The sequence below is a fragment of the Cedecea davisae DSM 4568 genome (assembly GCF_000412335.2).
In the GTDB taxonomy this organism is placed as follows: domain Bacteria; phylum Pseudomonadota; class Gammaproteobacteria; order Enterobacterales; family Enterobacteriaceae; genus Cedecea; species Cedecea davisae.
This window is the reverse complement of the sequence record NZ_KE161030.1, coordinates 3,865,918-3,881,160: the sequence shown is the minus strand read 5'-3', so window position 1 is coordinate 3,881,160 and position 15,243 is coordinate 3,865,918. Positions and strand designations below refer to the sequence as shown.

General features: G+C 53.9%; 15 protein-coding genes and 1 tRNA gene. 11 read left to right on the top strand and 5 right to left on the bottom strand.

Annotated features, from left to right (window positions below):
• Positions 1-189: 189 nt before the first annotated feature.
• The 3 genes from HMPREF0201_RS17640 to HMPREF0201_RS17630 form a co-directional block, all read right to left on the bottom strand.
• A complete protein-coding gene (locus HMPREF0201_RS17640; RefSeq protein ID WP_016538102.1) occupies positions 190-1,623 on the bottom strand; it encodes a 6-phospho-beta-glucosidase in 1,434 nt (477 codons plus the stop codon).
• Positions 1,624-1,787: 164 nt separating this feature from the next.
• Positions 1,788-2,516, bottom strand: coding sequence for a MurR/RpiR family transcriptional regulator (locus tag HMPREF0201_RS17635; RefSeq protein WP_016538101.1), 729 nt, complete (start codon positions 2,514-2,516; stop codon positions 1,788-1,790).
• A gap of 42 nt (positions 2,517-2,558) precedes the next feature.
• Entirely contained in the window at positions 2,559-3,152 is a 594-nt protein-coding gene (locus tag HMPREF0201_RS17630) for an HD domain-containing protein (protein ID WP_039899429.1), read from the bottom strand.
• Positions 3,153-3,331: 179 nt separating this feature from the next.
• On the opposite strand from HMPREF0201_RS17630, the gene trhA reads away from it, so the two are divergent.
• Entirely contained in the window at positions 3,332-3,985 is a 654-nt protein-coding gene (trhA, locus tag HMPREF0201_RS17625) for a PAQR family membrane homeostasis protein TrhA (protein WP_016538099.1), read from the top strand.
• 38 nt (positions 3,986-4,023) lie between these two features.
• On the opposite strand, the gene ygfZ is transcribed toward trhA, so the two are convergent.
• Complete coding sequence (gene ygfZ / locus HMPREF0201_RS17620) at positions 4,024-5,010, bottom strand: tRNA-modifying protein YgfZ (RefSeq protein ID WP_016538098.1); 987 nt, start codon at positions 5,008-5,010, stop codon at positions 4,024-4,026.
• A 246-nt stretch (positions 5,011-5,256) separates the two neighbouring features.
• Here ygfZ and sdhE point away from each other — a divergent pair, with 246 nt between their 5' ends.
• Entirely contained in the window at positions 5,257-5,523 is a 267-nt protein-coding gene (gene sdhE / locus HMPREF0201_RS17615) for an FAD assembly factor SdhE (RefSeq protein ID WP_016538097.1), read from the top strand.
• Entirely contained in the window at positions 5,504-5,926 is a 423-nt protein-coding gene (locus HMPREF0201_RS17610; protein WP_016538096.1) for a protein YgfX, read from the top strand. Before sdhE ends, HMPREF0201_RS17610 begins: the two co-directional genes overlap by 20 nt.
• Positions 5,927-5,938: 12 nt before the next feature.
• Here the strand turns inward: HMPREF0201_RS17610 and fldB are convergent, their stop codons facing one another.
• The gene (gene fldB, locus HMPREF0201_RS17605) at positions 5,939-6,460 is read right to left on the bottom strand and encodes a flavodoxin FldB (protein WP_016538095.1); all 522 of its coding nucleotides are present in this window, start codon (positions 6,458-6,460) and stop codon (positions 5,939-5,941) included.
• Positions 6,461-6,562: 102 nt separating this feature from the next.
• Here fldB and xerD point away from each other — a divergent pair, with 102 nt between their 5' ends.
• The 8 genes from xerD to HMPREF0201_RS17565 all read left to right on the top strand — a co-directional run bounded on the left by xerD (position 6,563) and on the right by HMPREF0201_RS17565 (position 15,048).
• The gene (xerD, locus tag HMPREF0201_RS17600; RefSeq protein ID WP_039898799.1) at positions 6,563-7,459 is read left to right on the top strand and encodes a site-specific tyrosine recombinase XerD; all 897 of its coding nucleotides are present in this window, start codon (positions 6,563-6,565) and stop codon (positions 7,457-7,459) included.
• 28 nt (positions 7,460-7,487) lie between these two features.
• A complete protein-coding gene (gene dsbC / locus HMPREF0201_RS17595; protein WP_016538093.1) occupies positions 7,488-8,204 on the top strand; it encodes a bifunctional protein-disulfide isomerase/oxidoreductase DsbC in 717 nt (238 codons plus the stop codon).
• A gap of 6 nt (positions 8,205-8,210) precedes the next feature.
• Entirely contained in the window at positions 8,211-9,944 is a 1,734-nt protein-coding gene (gene recJ / locus HMPREF0201_RS17590) for a single-stranded-DNA-specific exonuclease RecJ (protein ID WP_016538092.1), read from the top strand.
• A 139-nt stretch (positions 9,945-10,083) separates the two neighbouring features.
• Positions 10,084-11,182 (top strand): peptide chain release factor 2 gene (gene prfB, locus HMPREF0201_RS17585; protein ID WP_115586332.1). Its coding sequence is split into 2 segments (ribosomal slippage): positions 10,084-10,158 and positions 10,160-11,182, totalling 1,098 coding nucleotides; the frame shifts between segments, so codons are not numbered across the junction.
• Between the two features lie 9 nt (positions 11,183-11,191).
• A complete protein-coding gene (lysS, locus tag HMPREF0201_RS17580; RefSeq protein ID WP_016538089.1) occupies positions 11,192-12,709 on the top strand; it encodes a lysine--tRNA ligase in 1,518 nt (505 codons plus the stop codon).
• 121 nt (positions 12,710-12,830) lie between these two features.
• Positions 12,831-13,529, top strand: coding sequence for an amidase activator ActS (gene actS / locus HMPREF0201_RS17575; protein WP_055696404.1), 699 nt, complete (start codon positions 12,831-12,833; stop codon positions 13,527-13,529).
• Positions 13,530-13,616: 87 nt separating this feature from the next.
• Positions 13,617-13,690 (top strand) — tRNA-Gly (locus tag HMPREF0201_RS17570).
• A gap of 164 nt (positions 13,691-13,854) precedes the next feature.
• Complete coding sequence (locus HMPREF0201_RS17565; protein WP_000778549.1) at positions 13,855-15,048, top strand: tyrosine-type recombinase/integrase; 1,194 nt, start codon at positions 13,855-13,857, stop codon at positions 15,046-15,048.
• The last annotated feature ends 195 nt before the right edge of the window (positions 15,049-15,243 follow it).

Sequence of the window (15,243 nt, the reverse complement as noted above, 5' to 3'; positions counted from 1 at the left end):
ATATATGCGAAGCATACATGCAGGCTTTGAGTGATTATTAAAATTAATATTATTGCATTTGATTTCGATCATAGACCCCATGCTATTGGGATTTTTCCTCCATATTTTGGATGGTAAGGGAAATTTCTTAAAAGCACCGAACTGCTGAGTCGGTGCTTTTTTATCAGAGAGTTGGGCGGGCTTTGTGAGTTACAAATTCTCGCCGTTGCTGGCAATCACTTCTTTGTACCAGTTAAAGCTCTTCTTACGGGAGCGGGACATATCGCCGGTGCCGTCGTCGTGTTTATTCACGTAGATAAAGCCGTAGCGCTTGCTGTACTGGCCGGTGGTGAAGGACACGCAGTCTATGCAGCCCCACGGGGTGTAGCCCATCAGATCCACGCCGTCGTAGGTGACCGCTTTTTTCAGTTCTTCAACGTGAGCGCGCAGGTAGTCGATGCGGTAGTCATCATTGATTGAGCCGTCGGTTTCCACTTTATCGTAGGCACCAAAGCCGTTTTCCACGATAAACAGCGGTTTCTGGTAGCGCTCATAAAGCTCGCACAGCGCGTAACGCAGGCCAACCGGATCAATCTGCCAGCCCCAGTCGGAGGCTTTAACATGCGGGTTCGGCACGCTGCCCTGGAAGCCTGAAAGCGCATCGCCGCTGCCGCCTTCGGCCTGTACGGCGTTAGTCATGTAGTAGCTGAAGCCCAGATAATCGCAGACGCCTTCGCGCAGGATTTCTTCATCACCGGCTTCCATTTTGATATTGAACTCGCGGCGTTCCCATTCGTTCAACACATAGGACGGGTAGTAGCCGCGCAGCTGAACGTCGGTAAACACGTAGCGCTCGCGCATAGATTCCTGAGCGTACATCTGGTCTTCCGGCTTGCAGGAGAATGCGTAAAGCGGAACCATTGCCAGCATGCAGCCGATTTGCATCTCCGGGTTAATGCGGTGGCCAATTTTTACCGCCATGGCGCTGGCCACAAACTGGTGATGCAACACCTGGTACATGACTTCTTCCGGGTTGTCGTGTTCGGTATAAACCACGCCGGAGCAGCAGTAACCAAACAGCGGTGCGCGCCAGTTGCGCTGGTTGTTGATCTCGTTGAAGGTCATCCAGTATTTCACTTTGCTCTTATAGCGCTCGAACACGATTTCGGCGAAGCGAACAAAGAAATCAACGACTTTACGGTTTGTCCAGCCGCCGTATTCGGTAACCAGATGGTGCGGCATTTCAAAATGGGAAAGGGTAATAACCGGCTCGATGTTGTACTTCAGCAGTTCATCAAACATCTCGTCGTAGAACTTCAGGCCTTCTTCATTAGGCTGCTGCTCGTCACCGTTTGGGAAAATGCGTGTCCAGGCGATGGAGGTACGGAAACACTTGAAGCCCATCTCGGCGAACAGCTTGATGTCTTCTTTGTAGCGACCATAGAAATCAATGGCTTCATGGTTAGGGTAATATTTACCCGGCTCAACCTGCTGGGTAATTTCTCGGGCCACGCCGTGCGCGCCGCCGGTCAGTACATCACAGATGCTCGGGCCTTTACCGCCCTGGTTCCAGCCGCCTTCAACCTGGTGCGCGGCAACAGCGCCACCCCATAAAAAGTCCTTCGGTAACTTCAGTTGTTTCATAATATTTCATCTCACCGTTAGCGCTGAAAATAATGTGCGACAGCGCACATTTCGACGCCGAGTTAATAATCTCTGACGTCGAGTCTAACAAATGAAAAATGATTGTCACGATATAACAAATAACAGCAAATGTGATTTGTCACAAATAAAAAACAGGATGTTTTTTACAACATTCTTTTCGCCAGTCGGCGGCCAATTGTTTCGAGAATATAAATCACGGGGATTTGTGTGGTGATATCGTACACGCCTGCGATGCGCACCGGCGGAATATGCCAGGAGATATTAAAGTCGGCAAGTTTCGCCAGCGAGGAGTTTTCGTGGCTGGTTATCGACATCACTTTGCAGTGATGCAGGCTGAACTGGCTGGCGAAGCGGAGGATCTCTTCGGTTTCGCCGGAAACCGAGAGTACAATCGCCAGCGCGTTGCGTGCCATATCATTGGTTACCGGGAAATAAGGATCGTCGATGTGGTTACTGAATTTACCGACGTTAGAGAAAAAGCGTGCGCCATATTTAGCTAATGCGCCAGAAGTACCGGCGCCGACAAATATAATACGCTCTGAAGCACAAATTATATCTACCGCATGGTCGATAAGATTATCAAATTCTTCATTGTTGGTGCTTTTGAAAAAGCTAATAATTTCGCTGCTGCCGAAATTAGCAGGTTGCGATTCGCTTTGCTCCAGGAATAATTTAAAACGGACGCGGAATTCAGAATATCCTTCACAATTAAGCTTGCGGCAAAAACGCAGCACGGTGGTGGTGGAAACGCCCGCGGCGTCCGCCAGCTCACGGATAGTCATGTACATCACTTTGTCTTTGTTTTTAATGACAAAGTTATACACTAACATTTCCAGGCCGTTCAGCCTGGCAATTGCCGCGTGGGTAAACATACTCTCTCTTCCTGCAAATGTGTTTCTTGCCAACGGCCCGGGCTAAAGCAGCCAGCCTTTTTCCTGCGCCTGATATAAATGGCGCTCGATATGTTGCCATAATTCCTGCCAGCTTTCTCCCACCTGTGCGTTTCGGGTTAATACCTGTTGCAGCGAAATATTGTTCTCGCGCCAGCTTTGGCCTTCGTTATGCAGATTCAGCAGGATAGGCAAAATACGATCCAGCGCGCTGGCAAAGCGTGCATCCGGGCTTGTGCCCGCTTCGTACTCTTCCCAAAGCGCAAGAAATTGTGGCCCCTGAGGGGCGGGCAATAAACCAAACAGGCGGCGTGCGGCTGCGGCTTCTTTCTCCGCTATGGCTTCGCGGGCGGCCAGGTCATAGACCAGCACGTCGCCCACGTCTATCTCGACGATGTCGTGCAGCAGCGCCATCTGAATCACGCGCTGGATATTAACTTCTGCCGCTGCGTAAGGTGCCAGGCTCATGGCGGCAACCGCAAAGTGCCAGCTGTGCTCGGCGGAGTTTTCGTGCCGTTCATGACCAATAATCCGCGTACGGCGCTGGACCAGCTTGAGTTTGTCTATCTCCATCAGGAAGTGGATAACCGCGCTCATTTCGCCAAATGCCTGCTGCATCATGTTTTTTCCCTGTGTTTTTAACCGTCGCTGAAGTGTAAAAGAAATCATTCCGGCTGACGAATCACGGCGGTAGCCGGTGCTCACATATTTATTTTAGCTTACAGGTGTTCACTGGAATCATTCTCAGTTAGGCTAGTGATGCTGCGTTATTATTCTTAATATCCGGGAGGAGCCAGATGGCTCACAAACCACTTATCGCACATGGATATTCTCTGGCTGAGGAAGTAGCCAACAGCATCAGTCACGGTATCGGGCTGGTGTTCGGCATTGTTGGTCTGGTACTGCTGCTGGTTCAGGCGGTGGACGCCAACGCCAGCGCAACGGCAATCACCAGCTACAGCCTCTACGGCGGCAGCATGATCCTGCTGTTTCTGGCCTCCACGCTGTACCACGCCATCCCGCACGAGCGGGCCAAGCGCTGGCTTAAAAAATTCGACCACTGCGCTATCTATCTGTTGATAGCAGGAACCTATACGCCATTTTTGCTGGTAGGGCTGAATTCGCCGCTATCAAAAGGGCTGATGATTGTTATCTGGAGCCTGGCGCTGGCCGGTATTCTGTTTAAGCTCACCATAGCGCATCGTTTTAAAGTGCTGTCGCTGGTGACCTATTTATTGATGGGCTGGCTGTCGCTGGTAGTTATCTACCAGATGGTTATCAAGCTGGCACCGGGTAGCGTGACCCTGCTGGCAATTGGCGGGATAGTCTATTCTCTCGGGGTGATTTTCTACGTCTGCAAACGTATTCCGTACAACCATGCTATCTGGCACGGCTTTGTGCTCGGCGGCAGCGTCTGCCACTTCCTCGCAATCTATCTCTACATTCGCTAAATAACGGCGCCCCGCTAAAGGGGGCGCTTCGTTTTGAATTAACTCTCTTCCAGAGAATAGGGCAGCGGCTCGAGTGCGAGCTTGCCGCTTGCATCGTCGCGCACGCGCAGCACGCTATCCGGTTCCAGATCGTTATTCATCACCGCCTGCACCAGAATACGGCCGTCGTCCAGCGGGCTGGCTGCCAGCACGCTGCCGGTGCGACGCCAGTTTTCGCCCATTTGCAGTTCAAGGTCTTCTCCGGCTTCCGGCACGCGGCCTGCGTGACCAGCCAGATACCAGAGCGCACGTTTGTTTGCCCCGCGGAATTTTGCACGGGCGACCATTTCCTGCCCGGTGTAACAGCCTTTTTTAAAGCTGATGCCGCCCAGCGCCTGGATATTGGTGGCCTGGGGAATGAACTGAGCGCTGTTGGCGCTATCAATAACCGGCAGGCCGCCTTCAATATCCAGCGCCAGCCACTGCTGGCTGTCGTTTAGCTCCGCCTGGCCGCGTAGTTTCCCGGTCAGGTTCGCGGCACCTTCTTCATCAGTCACAATCAGGAAGCGCTCCGCTGGCAGGTTTAGCCACAGCAAAGTGCTTGCTCCCTGTTGCACAACCGGGGTTTCTTCATCAGGCAGCGTGTCGAACACGGTTGCCAGCGCCGCGCGCGCCTGGAAACCGGCCAGGCCAAGCAGCACGCTGGCATCGTCAGCGCTGATGGTGACCTTTGAAAACACGGCATATTTTTTTAGCTCGGCCAGTTGGGCATCACGCAGGCTGCGGCGTTCAATAAAAGCAAAGCCCTCGCCGCGATGGAACAGGCGCAGGTTGCTCCACATTTTCCCTTTTGCATCACAATGGGCGCACAGCACATGCTGGCTGGCGTCCAGTTTTGCGACATCGGCGGTGACCTGGCCCTGAAGGTATTTTTCAGCGTCTGCGCCAACGGCGGTGGCGACAGCCCAGTCATCAAGCGTCATCAGCGTCAGCGGAAGGCGAGCTGCGGCGCTGGGCTGGCGCGGAGGAAACGGATTAAAAGCCATAACAGAGATCCCGGGTTATCCAACGGTTTAATCTCTCAATGGTAAAAGAGACACAGGGCAATGCAAGCAGTTTAATGACGCCATTTGTGCGTTTGCGAGCTTCCCCGAAGGCTGCCGTGCAAACCGGCTTATTGCATCAATTTGTGCCGGGAAAGTGCGCACAACAAAACATTCCGGTAATCCCGCTGACGAAAACACGTTACACTAATCCGGTACCCAACTTGATGGCTAAGCAGGAAAGTGCACATGGATATCAATAATAAAGCCCGAATTCACTGGGCATGCCGCCGCGGAATGCGCGAGCTGGATATTTCGATTATGCCGTTCTTTGAACACGAATATGAAACGTTGAGCGACAGCGACAAGCAGCTGTTTGTGCGTCTGCTGGAAAGTGACGATCCGGACTTGTTTAACTGGTTGATGAACCATGGTAAGCCGGATGATGCGGAACTTCAGCGTATGGTAGCCCTGATCCAGACTCGGAATAAAGAACGTGGTCCTGTGGCAATCTGATCTCCGTGTCTCCTGGCGAGCGCAGTGGCTCTCATTACTGGCTCACGGCCTGGTGGCGCTGTTTGTGCTGCTGATGCCGTGGCCGATGAGCTACACGCTTGTCTGGATGCTGCTGCTGTCGCTGGTGGTTTTTGACAGCGTACGCAGCCAGCGCCGCATTCACGCCCGGCAGGGAGAGGTCAAACTGCTGACGGATTTCCGTCTACGCTGGCAGGGGCATGATTGGGAAATTGTCGGCAACCCGTGGGTTACCGCGAGCGGTATTATGCTGAGGCTGCGTCGCCCGGCGAAGCATCGCTGCCAGCACTTGTGGCTGGCGTCAGACAGTATGGATGTTGGGGAATGGCGCGATTTACGCCGCCTGCTGTTGCAACAACAGGCGAGCGGGAACGGTCAGGCCTGAGGCCTGGCCGATTCAGGCAAAGCGTTCCGCCATTTCACCGAGGATCTGCTCGCACCAGTTTTGAATGCGTTCGTCGCTCAAGTCGTACTGATTGGTTTCATCCAGCGCCAGGCCTACAAACAGCTGGCCGTCGGCGATGACCGGCTTAGGGCTGGTGAACTCGTAGCCTTCGGTCGGCCAGTAGCCAATAAACTGAGCGCCGCGCGGAGCTAGCTTATCGTGCAGCATGCCGAGCGCATCCAGGAACCATTCACCGTAGCCAAGCTGGTCGCCCATACCGTACAGCGCGACGAGTTTGCCTTCTAGATTCAGGTCATCCAGCTGCGGCCAAACGGCTTCCCAGTCTTCCTGCAGTTCGCCGAAATCCCAGGTCGGGATGCCAAGGATCAGCACGTCGTACTGTTCCATTTTTGCGGGGGCATCGTCTTTCAGGTTATGCAGCGTGACCAGCTCCGGGCCAATGATGTCGCGAATTTTTTCGGCAGCCATCTCGGTGTAGCAGGTGCTGGAGCCGTAAAAAAGACCAATGTTCATAGCAATAACAACTCATTTTAATAACGTGCAGATGGCCAAGTGTACCAGATCCCGTTCGCCATCATGCATAATGGACACAATTCGCCAAAGTGGGAGCCGAGAGTGGAGCAGGACCTGGCCCGTATTGAACAATTTCTGGACGCGTTATGGCTGGAGAGAAATCTGGCTGAAAATACGCTCAGTTCTTATCGCCGCGACCTCACCATGGTGGCCGAATGGCTTCAACATCAGCAACTGAGTTTTTTAACCGCTCAGGCTGCGGACCTGCAGGCGCTGCTTGCCGAGCGCCTCGAGGGCGGTTATAAAGCCACCAGCTCCGCGCGGCTGCTGAGCGCGATGCGGCGGATGTTCCAATATCTGTACCGCGAAAAGATGCGTGACGATGACCCCAGCGCGTTGCTCTCATCGCCCAAGTTGCCGCAGCGTTTGCCAAAGGATTTAAGCGAAGCGCAGGTCGAACGCCTCTTACAGGCCCCTTGTACCGACCAGCCGATTGAAATGCGCGATAAAGCGATGCTTGAAGTGCTGTACGCAACCGGGTTGCGCGTGTCTGAACTTGTTGGGCTGACGATGAGCGATATCAGCCTGCGTCAGGGCGTGGTGCGGGTTATCGGCAAAGGCAATAAAGAGCGGCTGGTTCCTCTGGGCGAAGAGGCGGTTTACTGGATTGAGCAATATCTGAAGTATGGCCGCCCGGAGTTGCTAAACGGGCAGTCGCTGGACGTGCTATTTCCCAGTAATCGGGCACAGCAGATGACGCGCCAGACTTTCTGGCACCGCATCAAACACTATGCGGTACTGGCCGGTATCGACAGCGAAAAGCTTTCGCCGCACGTGTTGCGTCATGCTTTTGCCACGCATCTGCTGAACCATGGCGCGGATCTCCGTGTCGTACAGATGCTGTTGGGCCATAGCGATTTGTCCACCACACAGATTTATACTCATGTAGCGACGGCGCGTTTACGCCAGCTGCATCAACAGCACCACCCTCGGGCGTGAGTGCCACAAGATAGATAAAGGAATCATCATGAAAAAAGGTTTTTGGCTGCTTCCGCTGCTGGCCGCTTCCATTTCCGGTTTTGCCCACGCGGATGACGCCGCAATTAAACAATCGCTGGCGAAGCTGGGCGTTCAGGGGGCTGACATTCAGTCTGCTCCGGTTGCAGGAATGAAGACCGTACTGACTGACAGCGGCGTGCTTTACGTCACCGAAGACGGCAAACATGTCATCCAGGGGCCGCTTTATGATGTCAGCGGCGCACAGCCGATCAACGTTACTAACCAGCTGCTAACGGGCAAACTGAACGCGCTGGAAAAAGAGATGATTATCTATAAGGCGCCGAAGGAGCAGCACGTCATTACGGTGTTTACCGACATCACCTGCGGCTATTGCCACAAGCTGCATGAAGAGATTAGCGACTACAACGCGCTGGGGATAACCGTGCGCTATCTGGCCTTCCCGCGCCAAGGGCTGCAAAGCCAGGCTGAAAGCGATATGAAGTCTATCTGGTGCGCTAAAGACCGTAATAAAGCATTTGATGCGGCCATGAAAGGCGGCAACGTCGCTCCGGCAAGCTGCGACATCAACCTTGCTAACCACTACAACCTCGGCGTGCAGTTCGGCGTTCAGGGTACGCCAGCCATTGTGCTGAGCAACGGCACCATGATCCCTGGTTACCAGGGACCGAAAGAGATGAAGCAGATGCTGGATGCCCACAAACAGCTGATGAAGACGGGTGGTTAATCGCGGGTGAAACAGCAAACGCAACTTCGCCGCCGGGCCGTGGATAGCTCGGTGGCGCTTCCGGCTTCTCTGCCGCCTTTGTTACAGCGGCTGTATGCCAGCCGCGGCATCCGCGCTGAACAGGATCTGGAGCGCGGCGTAAAAGGCATGCTGCCGTGGCAGCAGCTTAGCGGGATGGAGCAGGCGGTTGCCTTACTCTACGGCGCACTGCGTGAAGGCCTGCGTATCATGGTTGTTGGTGATTTCGATGCCGATGGGGCGACCAGCACAGCGCTTAGCGTGCTGGCGCTGCGCAGCATGGGGGGCGAGAACATTGCCTACCTTGTGCCGAACCGTTTTGAAGACGGCTACGGGCTTAGCCCGGAGGTTGTCGATCAGGCCCACGCTCGCGGCGCGCAGATGATTCTGACCGTAGATAACGGCATCTCTTCCCACTCTGGCGTAGAGCGGGCGCACCAGTTGGGTATTCCCGTGCTGGTGACCGATCACCACCTGCCGGGAGAAACCCTGCCTGCGGCTGAAGCCATTATCAACCCGAACCTGGACGACTGTGAGTTCCCGTCTAAGTCTCTGGCTGGCGTTGGCGTAGCGTTTTATCTGATGCTTGCGCTGCGCACCCACCTGCGGGACAACGGCTGGTTTGAACAGCGTGGGCTTGCCATTCCAAACCTGGCGGAACTGCTGGATTTGGTTGCGCTCGGCACCGTAGCGGACGTCGTCCCGTTGGATGCCAATAACCGTATTCTTACCTGGCAGGGGCTGAGCCGCATTCGCGCCGGTAAATGCCGTCCCGGTATTCGGGCGCTGCTTGAAGTGGCTAACCGTGAACCGCATAAAATCGCTGCCAGCGACCTCGGATTTGCGCTTGGCCCGCGTCTTAATGCCGCCGGGCGGCTGGACGATATGTCCGTCGGCGTGGCGCTGCTGCTGAGCGATAATCTCGGTGAAGCGCGCATGCTGGCTAACGAACTCGATGCTCTGAACCAGACCCGTAAAGAGATTGAGCAGGGTATGCAGGTCGAAGCCCTGACCCTGTGCGAACAGCTGGAGCGCAGCAGCGAAGAGCTGCCTTACGGTCTGGCGATGTACCATCCCGAGTGGCATCAGGGCGTGGTCGGCATTCTGGCCTCCCGCATCAAAGAGCGTTTTCATCGCCCGGTAATTGCGTTTGCTCCCGCCGGAGATGGCACCCTGAAAGGTTCGGGGCGTTCGGTGCAGGGCCTGCATATGCGAGACGCTCTGGAACGCCTGGACACGCTCTACCCGGGCATGATGCTGAAGTTCGGCGGTCACGCAATGGCGGCAGGGTTGTCGCTGGAAGAGGCGCGTTTTGACGAGTTCCGCCAGCGCTTTGGCGCTCTGGTCGGTGAATGGCTGGACCCGGCGCTGTTACAAGGCGAAATCTGGTCTGATGGCCCGCTTTCCGCTCAGGAGATGACGCTGGAGGTTGCCGAGATGCTGAGAGATGCCGGTCCGTGGGGGCAAATGTTCCCGGAGCCGCTGTTTGACGGCAAATTCCGCATCCTCCAGCAGCGGCTGGTGGGCGAGCGCCACCTGAAGGTCATGGTTGAGCCGCTTGGCGGCGGTCCATTGCTGGACGGCATTGCTTTTAACATTGATACCAGCCGCTGGCCGGACCCCGGCGTGCGCGAAGTTGAGCTGGCTTACAAGCTGGATGTTAATGAGTTTCGCGGTAACCGAAGCGTGCAGCTGCTTATCGAAAATCTCTGGCCGATATAGCCTGCGTTGTGAACGCCGATGCAACTTTAATTACTTGGCTATATGCCCGGGACAAGGCTACAAAATGTGGCGTAAATCCGGTAAACTTTCCGGTTTACGACCGCATTTCATCTTCTGAAATCAACATAAGAAATTAAGCATGTTTGAAATTAACCCGGTAAAAAGCCGCATCCAGGACCTCACAGAGCGCAGCGACGTTCTTAGGGGGTATCTTTGACTATGATGCCAAGAAAGAGCGCCTCGAAGAAGTAAACGCCGAGCTGGAACAGCCCGATGTCTGGAACGAACCTGAACGCGCACAGGCGCTGGGTAAAGAACGTTCCGCGCTGGAAGCGATTGTCGACACGCTGGACCAGATGGCTCAGGGACTGGAAGATGTTTCCGGTTTGCTGGAACTGGCTATAGAAGCCGACGACGAAGAGACCTTTAACGAGGCCGTTGCCGAGCTGGATCAGCTGGACGCCAAATTGGCTCAGCTTGAGTTCCGCCGCATGTTCTCTGGCCAGTACGACAGCGCCGACTGCTACATCGACATTCAGGCGGGTTCCGGCGGTACGGAAGCGCAAGACTGGGCTAGCATGCTGGAGCGTATGTACCTGCGCTGGGCAGAAGCTCGTGGTTTTAAAACCGAAATTATCGAAGAGTCCGAAGGCGACGTTGCGGGGATTAAATCCGTAACTATCCGTATTCAGGGCGATTATGCCTTTGGCTGGCTGCGTACCGAAACTGGCGTTCACCGCCTGGTGCGTAAGAGTCCGTTTGACTCCGGTGGCCGCCGCCATACCTCGTTCAGCTCCGCGTTTGTTTACCCGGAAGTGGACGATGATATTGATATCGAAATCAACCCGGCGGACTTACGCATCGACGTATATCGCGCGTCCGGCGCGGGTGGTCAGCACGTTAACCGTACGGAATCTGCGGTGCGTATTACCCACATTCCAACCGGAACCGTGACCCAGTGCCAGAACGACCGTTCGCAGCATAAGAACAAAGATCAGGCCATGAAGCAGATGAAGGCGAAGCTGTACGAGCTGGAAATGCAGAAAAAGAATGCTGAGAAGCAGGCGCTGGAAGACAACAAATCGGATATCGGCTGGGGCAGCCAGATTCGTTCTTACGTCCTCGACGACTCTCGTATCAAAGATTTGCGTACCGGGGTTGAAACCCGCAACACGCAGGCGGTACTGGACGGCGATCTGGACAAATTTATCGAAGCAAGTTTGAAAGCAGGGTTATGAGGAACCAACATGTCTGAACAACAAGCACAGGGCGTAGACGCGGCAGCCGATCTTAATAATGAACTGAAAGCGCGCCGCGAGAAGCTGGCTGCTCTGCGCGAGCAGGGCATTGCCTTCCCGAACGATTTCCGTCGTGACAGCACCTCAGACCAACTGCACGCAGACTTCGACGCGAAAGAGAACGAAGAGCTGGAAGCGTTGGGCATTGAGGTCACCGTTGCTGGCCGTATGATGACCCGCCGTATCATGGGGAAAGCTTCCTTCGTGACCCTGCAGGACGTTGGCGGCCGCATTCAGCTGTACGTCTCCCGCGATGACCTGCCGGAAGGTATCTATAACGAGCAGTTTAAGAAGTGGGATCTCGGGGATATCCTGGGCGCGCGCGGTAAGCTGTTCAAAACCAAAACCGGCGAGCTGTCCATCCACTGTACCGAACTGCGCCTGCTGACTAAAGCTCTGCGCCCGCTGCCGGATAAATTCCACGGTCTGGCGGATCAGGAAACCCGCTACCGTCAGCGTTATCTGGATCTCATCTCTAACGATGAATCCCGTAACACCTTTAAAATCCGTTCTCAGATCATGGCCGGTATCCGTAAGTTCATGGTTGGCCGTGACTTTATGGAAGTTGAAACCCCGATGATGCAGGTGATCCCTGGCGGCGCGTCCGCTCGCCCGTTCATCACCCACCACAATGCGCTGGATATCGATATGTACCTGCGTATTGCGCCGGAACTGTATCTGAAGCGTCTGGTGGTTGGCGGTTTCGATCGCGTATTCGAGATCAACCGTAACTTCCGTAACGAAGGGATCTCTCCGCGCCATAACCCAGAGTTCACCATGATGGAACTCTACATGGCGTATGCGGATTATAAAGATCTGATTGAGCTGACCGAGTCCCTGTTCCGCACCCTGGCGCAGGACGTTCTGGGCACCACCGAAGTGAAATACGGTGAAGAGATCTTCGACTTCGGCAAGCCGTTCGAAAAACTCACCATGCGCGAAGCTATCAAAAAACACCGTCCTGAAACCAACATCGCCGACCTCGACGATATGGATAAAGCGGTGGCCATTGCCCAGTCTATCGGTATTAAAATCGAGAAGAGCTGGGGCCTGGGCCGCGTAGTGACCGAGATCTTCGAAGAAGTGGCTGAAAGCCATCTGATTCAGCCGACCTTCATTACCGAATACCCGGCAGAAGTCTCTCCGCTGGCACGTCGTAACGACCAGAATCCTGAAATCACCGACCGCTTTGAATTCTTCATCGGCGGCCGTGAAATCGGCAACGGCTTCTCCGAGCTGAATGATGCGGAAGACCAGGCTCAGCGCTTTGCTGACCAGGTTGCGGCGAAAGACGCGGGCGATGACGAAGCGATGTTCTTCGACGAAGACTACGTTACCGCTCTGGAGCACGGCCTGCCGCCGACTGCGGGCCTGGGCATTGGTATCGACCGTATGGTTATGCTGTTCACCAACAGCCACACCATCCGCGACGTTATCCTGTTCCCGGCTCTGCGCCCGGTTAAGTAACGCCTCTGTCCCTCCCCATCGGGGAGGGATCTCTTCTTTGATTAACCCGACGTTCCCGAGGATTGATTTGAGCAAGGAAAGCTTCTTCAAACGCTGGCAGGCTACGGCCCTCATTTTACTGATGAGCTTCCTGCTGACGGCGTGCTCCTCGCAGAAATCAGCCAAAACCTCCCGCAACGAAGGCACCTTCAGCGGTTCCGTCTACACCGTAAAACGCGGCGACACGTTATCCAGAATCTCGCGGATGACCGGCAGCAGCGTGGGTGAACTGGCACGGCTTAATAATATTTCTGCGCCTTACACTTTACAGGTGGGGCAGCGGGTGCGAGTCAAAGGTTCTGCATCGGCTGCGCGGCCTAAAAATACCGCTACCGCAAAAAATACCTCTACGTCTCGTAGCTCGGGCAGCGGCACTATAGCGAAAGTTGCTCCGCCTCCGGGGGGTTCCCGCTGCTGGTTATGGCCGACAAAAGGCAACATTGTTGAGCCTTTCTCAAACAGCGACGGCGGCAATAAAGGCATCGATATCTCGGGTTCACGCGGGCAGCCAATTTACGCTTCAGCGGCCGGGACGGTGGTCTACGTGGGCAACCAGCTGCGCGGTTACGGTAACCTGGTGATGATTAAGCACAGCGAAGAGTACATTACCGCCTACGCCCATAACGACACGATGCTGGTAAATACCGGAGAGAAAGTTAAGGCCGGGCAGAAGATTGCCACTATGGGAAATAGCGGCGCAGACTCGGTTCGCCTGCATTTCCAGATTCGCTATCGCGCTACCGCAATCGACCCTCAGCGCTACCTCAGACCTTCTTGTTAATGAAAAAGTGCTTGAAAAACCATCACCTGGATGCAAAGGCTCTTGCCAGCGCGGACTGAAAGTCTATAATGCCTAACGCACCTTAAAGCGGGCGTAGTTCAATGGTAGAACGAGAGCTTCCCAAGCTCTATACGAGGGTTCGATTCCCTTCGCCCGCTCCAAACTCAAGTCTTCTGAAGTCTACCCAACTCAATTTTTCCTTGATAAATCAGCAGTTATAGCATTCTATTAGTCTATTGAACTCAATAATACTCCCCCAGGGTCAAGCTCAATGTGGGGGTATGGATGGGGGTATAATTGTACCCCATGCTGAGAGGTACCCCCAATGAAGTTAACTGCTCGTCAGGTTGAAACTGCAAAGCCGAAAGAGAAGCCCTACAAATTGGCTGATGGTGGGAGTCTTTACTTATTGGTTAACCCCAACGGTAAGAAATACTGGCGTCTGAAGTATCGTACGCCTGGAGGGGAAAATGTACTTGCGCTTGGTGTTTATCCTGCTGTTTCTTTAGCTGAAGCACGAAGCAAGCGTGAGGATGCTAAAAGAACATTAGCAGCTGGTAACGATCCTTCTCTCGAAAGAAAAATGGAGAAGCTCAGTCGCAAGCAGGACGCTGAAAACTCGTTTGAGGCTATCACTCGGGAGTGGTATCAGCGTCGCTATGATCGCTGGTCTGTCTCCTATCGTGAAGAGATGATGAGAACCTTTGAGAAGGATGTATTTCCTTATATCGGCCACCGACCAATCAAAGATATCAAACCGATGGAGTTGCTTGCTGTTCTTTCAAAGATAGAAACTCGAGGAGCAACTGAGAAGGTCCGTAAGGTTCGCCAGCGTTGTGGAGAGGTCTGGAAGTATGCGGTTGTGACTGGCAGGGCTGAGTACAATCCAGCTCCCGATCTAGCCAGCGCCGTAGCTCCCCATGAGAAAGAGCACTATGCTTTTTTGACCCAGGATGAACTGCCTGAGTTTCTTCGGACTCTGAACACCTATGCCGGTAGTGTGATTGTTAAGATTGCGATGCAATTACTTATTTTGACTGGAGTAAGGCCTGGGGAATTGAGGCAAGCGGAGTGGCAGGAGTTTGATTTTGAGCGGAAGGTTTGGAACGTACCAGCAGAGCGAATGAAAATGCGCCGACCTCATCTGGTTCCGTTATCAAGCCAGGCAATTGACCTGCTTAATCAGCTTAAACCCATGACGGGAGCAGGAGAGTTGCTGTTCCCAGGACGTAATAATCCTAAGAAACCGATGAGTGATATGGCATTGACTGTGTTGGTAAGGCGCATCGGCTATGCAGGACGCGTTACAGGGCATGGATTCCGCCACACGATGAGTACCATTTTGCATGAGCAGGGATTTAACTCGGCCTGGATCGAGCTACAGCTGGCTCACGTCGATAAGAACTCAATTCGTGGAACGTATAACCATGCTCAATATCTGGAGGGGAGGAGGGCGATGATGCAGTGGTATGGTGATTTTACTAGTAATTTAGGCAAGGAAGGGATTATTACAAGCTGAAATGTTGAAAGGCAGTCTCGAAAAGCAATTGCATTCGTCTGGGTACCTAGACGTCTGGATGGATGTAATTCAATATATGCTGCTAACTGCAATAGTTGAAAACCAGAGAAATAGTGGCTATTGCTACAAATTTTTTGCCTAAGTCAAAACTTGGTCTGCCTATACACTGATGCTATTTTAGACAAAACTAAATAA

Bases quoted from the DNA above. Each gene is read 5' to 3' on its own strand.
- ygfZ (WP_016538098.1), bottom strand. From the start codon at position 5,010: ATGGCTTTTAATCCGTTTCCTCCGCGCCAGCCCAGCGCCGCAGCTCGC.
- dsbC (WP_016538093.1), top strand. From the start codon at position 7,488: ATGAAAAAAGGTTTTTGGCTGCTTCCGCTGCTGGCCGCTTCCATTTCC.
- fldB (WP_016538095.1), bottom strand. From the start codon at position 6,460: ATGAACATTGGTCTTTTTTACGGCTCCAGCACCTGCTACACCGAGATG.
- lysS (WP_016538089.1), top strand. From the start codon at position 11,192: ATGTCTGAACAACAAGCACAGGGCGTAGACGCGGCAGCCGATCTTAAT.
- HMPREF0201_RS17630 (WP_039899429.1), bottom strand. From the start codon at position 3,152: ATGCAGCAGGCATTTGGCGAAATGAGCGCGGTTATCCACTTCCTGATG.
- actS (WP_055696404.1), top strand. From the start codon at position 12,831: ATGAGCTTCCTGCTGACGGCGTGCTCCTCGCAGAAATCAGCCAAAACC.
- sdhE (WP_016538097.1), top strand. From the start codon at position 5,257: ATGGATATCAATAATAAAGCCCGAATTCACTGGGCATGCCGCCGCGGA.
- HMPREF0201_RS17565 (WP_000778549.1), top strand. From the start codon at position 13,855: ATGAAGTTAACTGCTCGTCAGGTTGAAACTGCAAAGCCGAAAGAGAAG.
- trhA (WP_016538099.1), top strand. From the start codon at position 3,332: ATGGCTCACAAACCACTTATCGCACATGGATATTCTCTGGCTGAGGAA.
- HMPREF0201_RS17640 (WP_016538102.1), bottom strand. From the start codon at position 1,623: ATGAAACAACTGAAGTTACCGAAGGACTTTTTATGGGGTGGCGCTGTT.
- HMPREF0201_RS17635 (WP_016538101.1), bottom strand. From the start codon at position 2,516: ATGTTTACCCACGCGGCAATTGCCAGGCTGAACGGCCTGGAAATGTTA.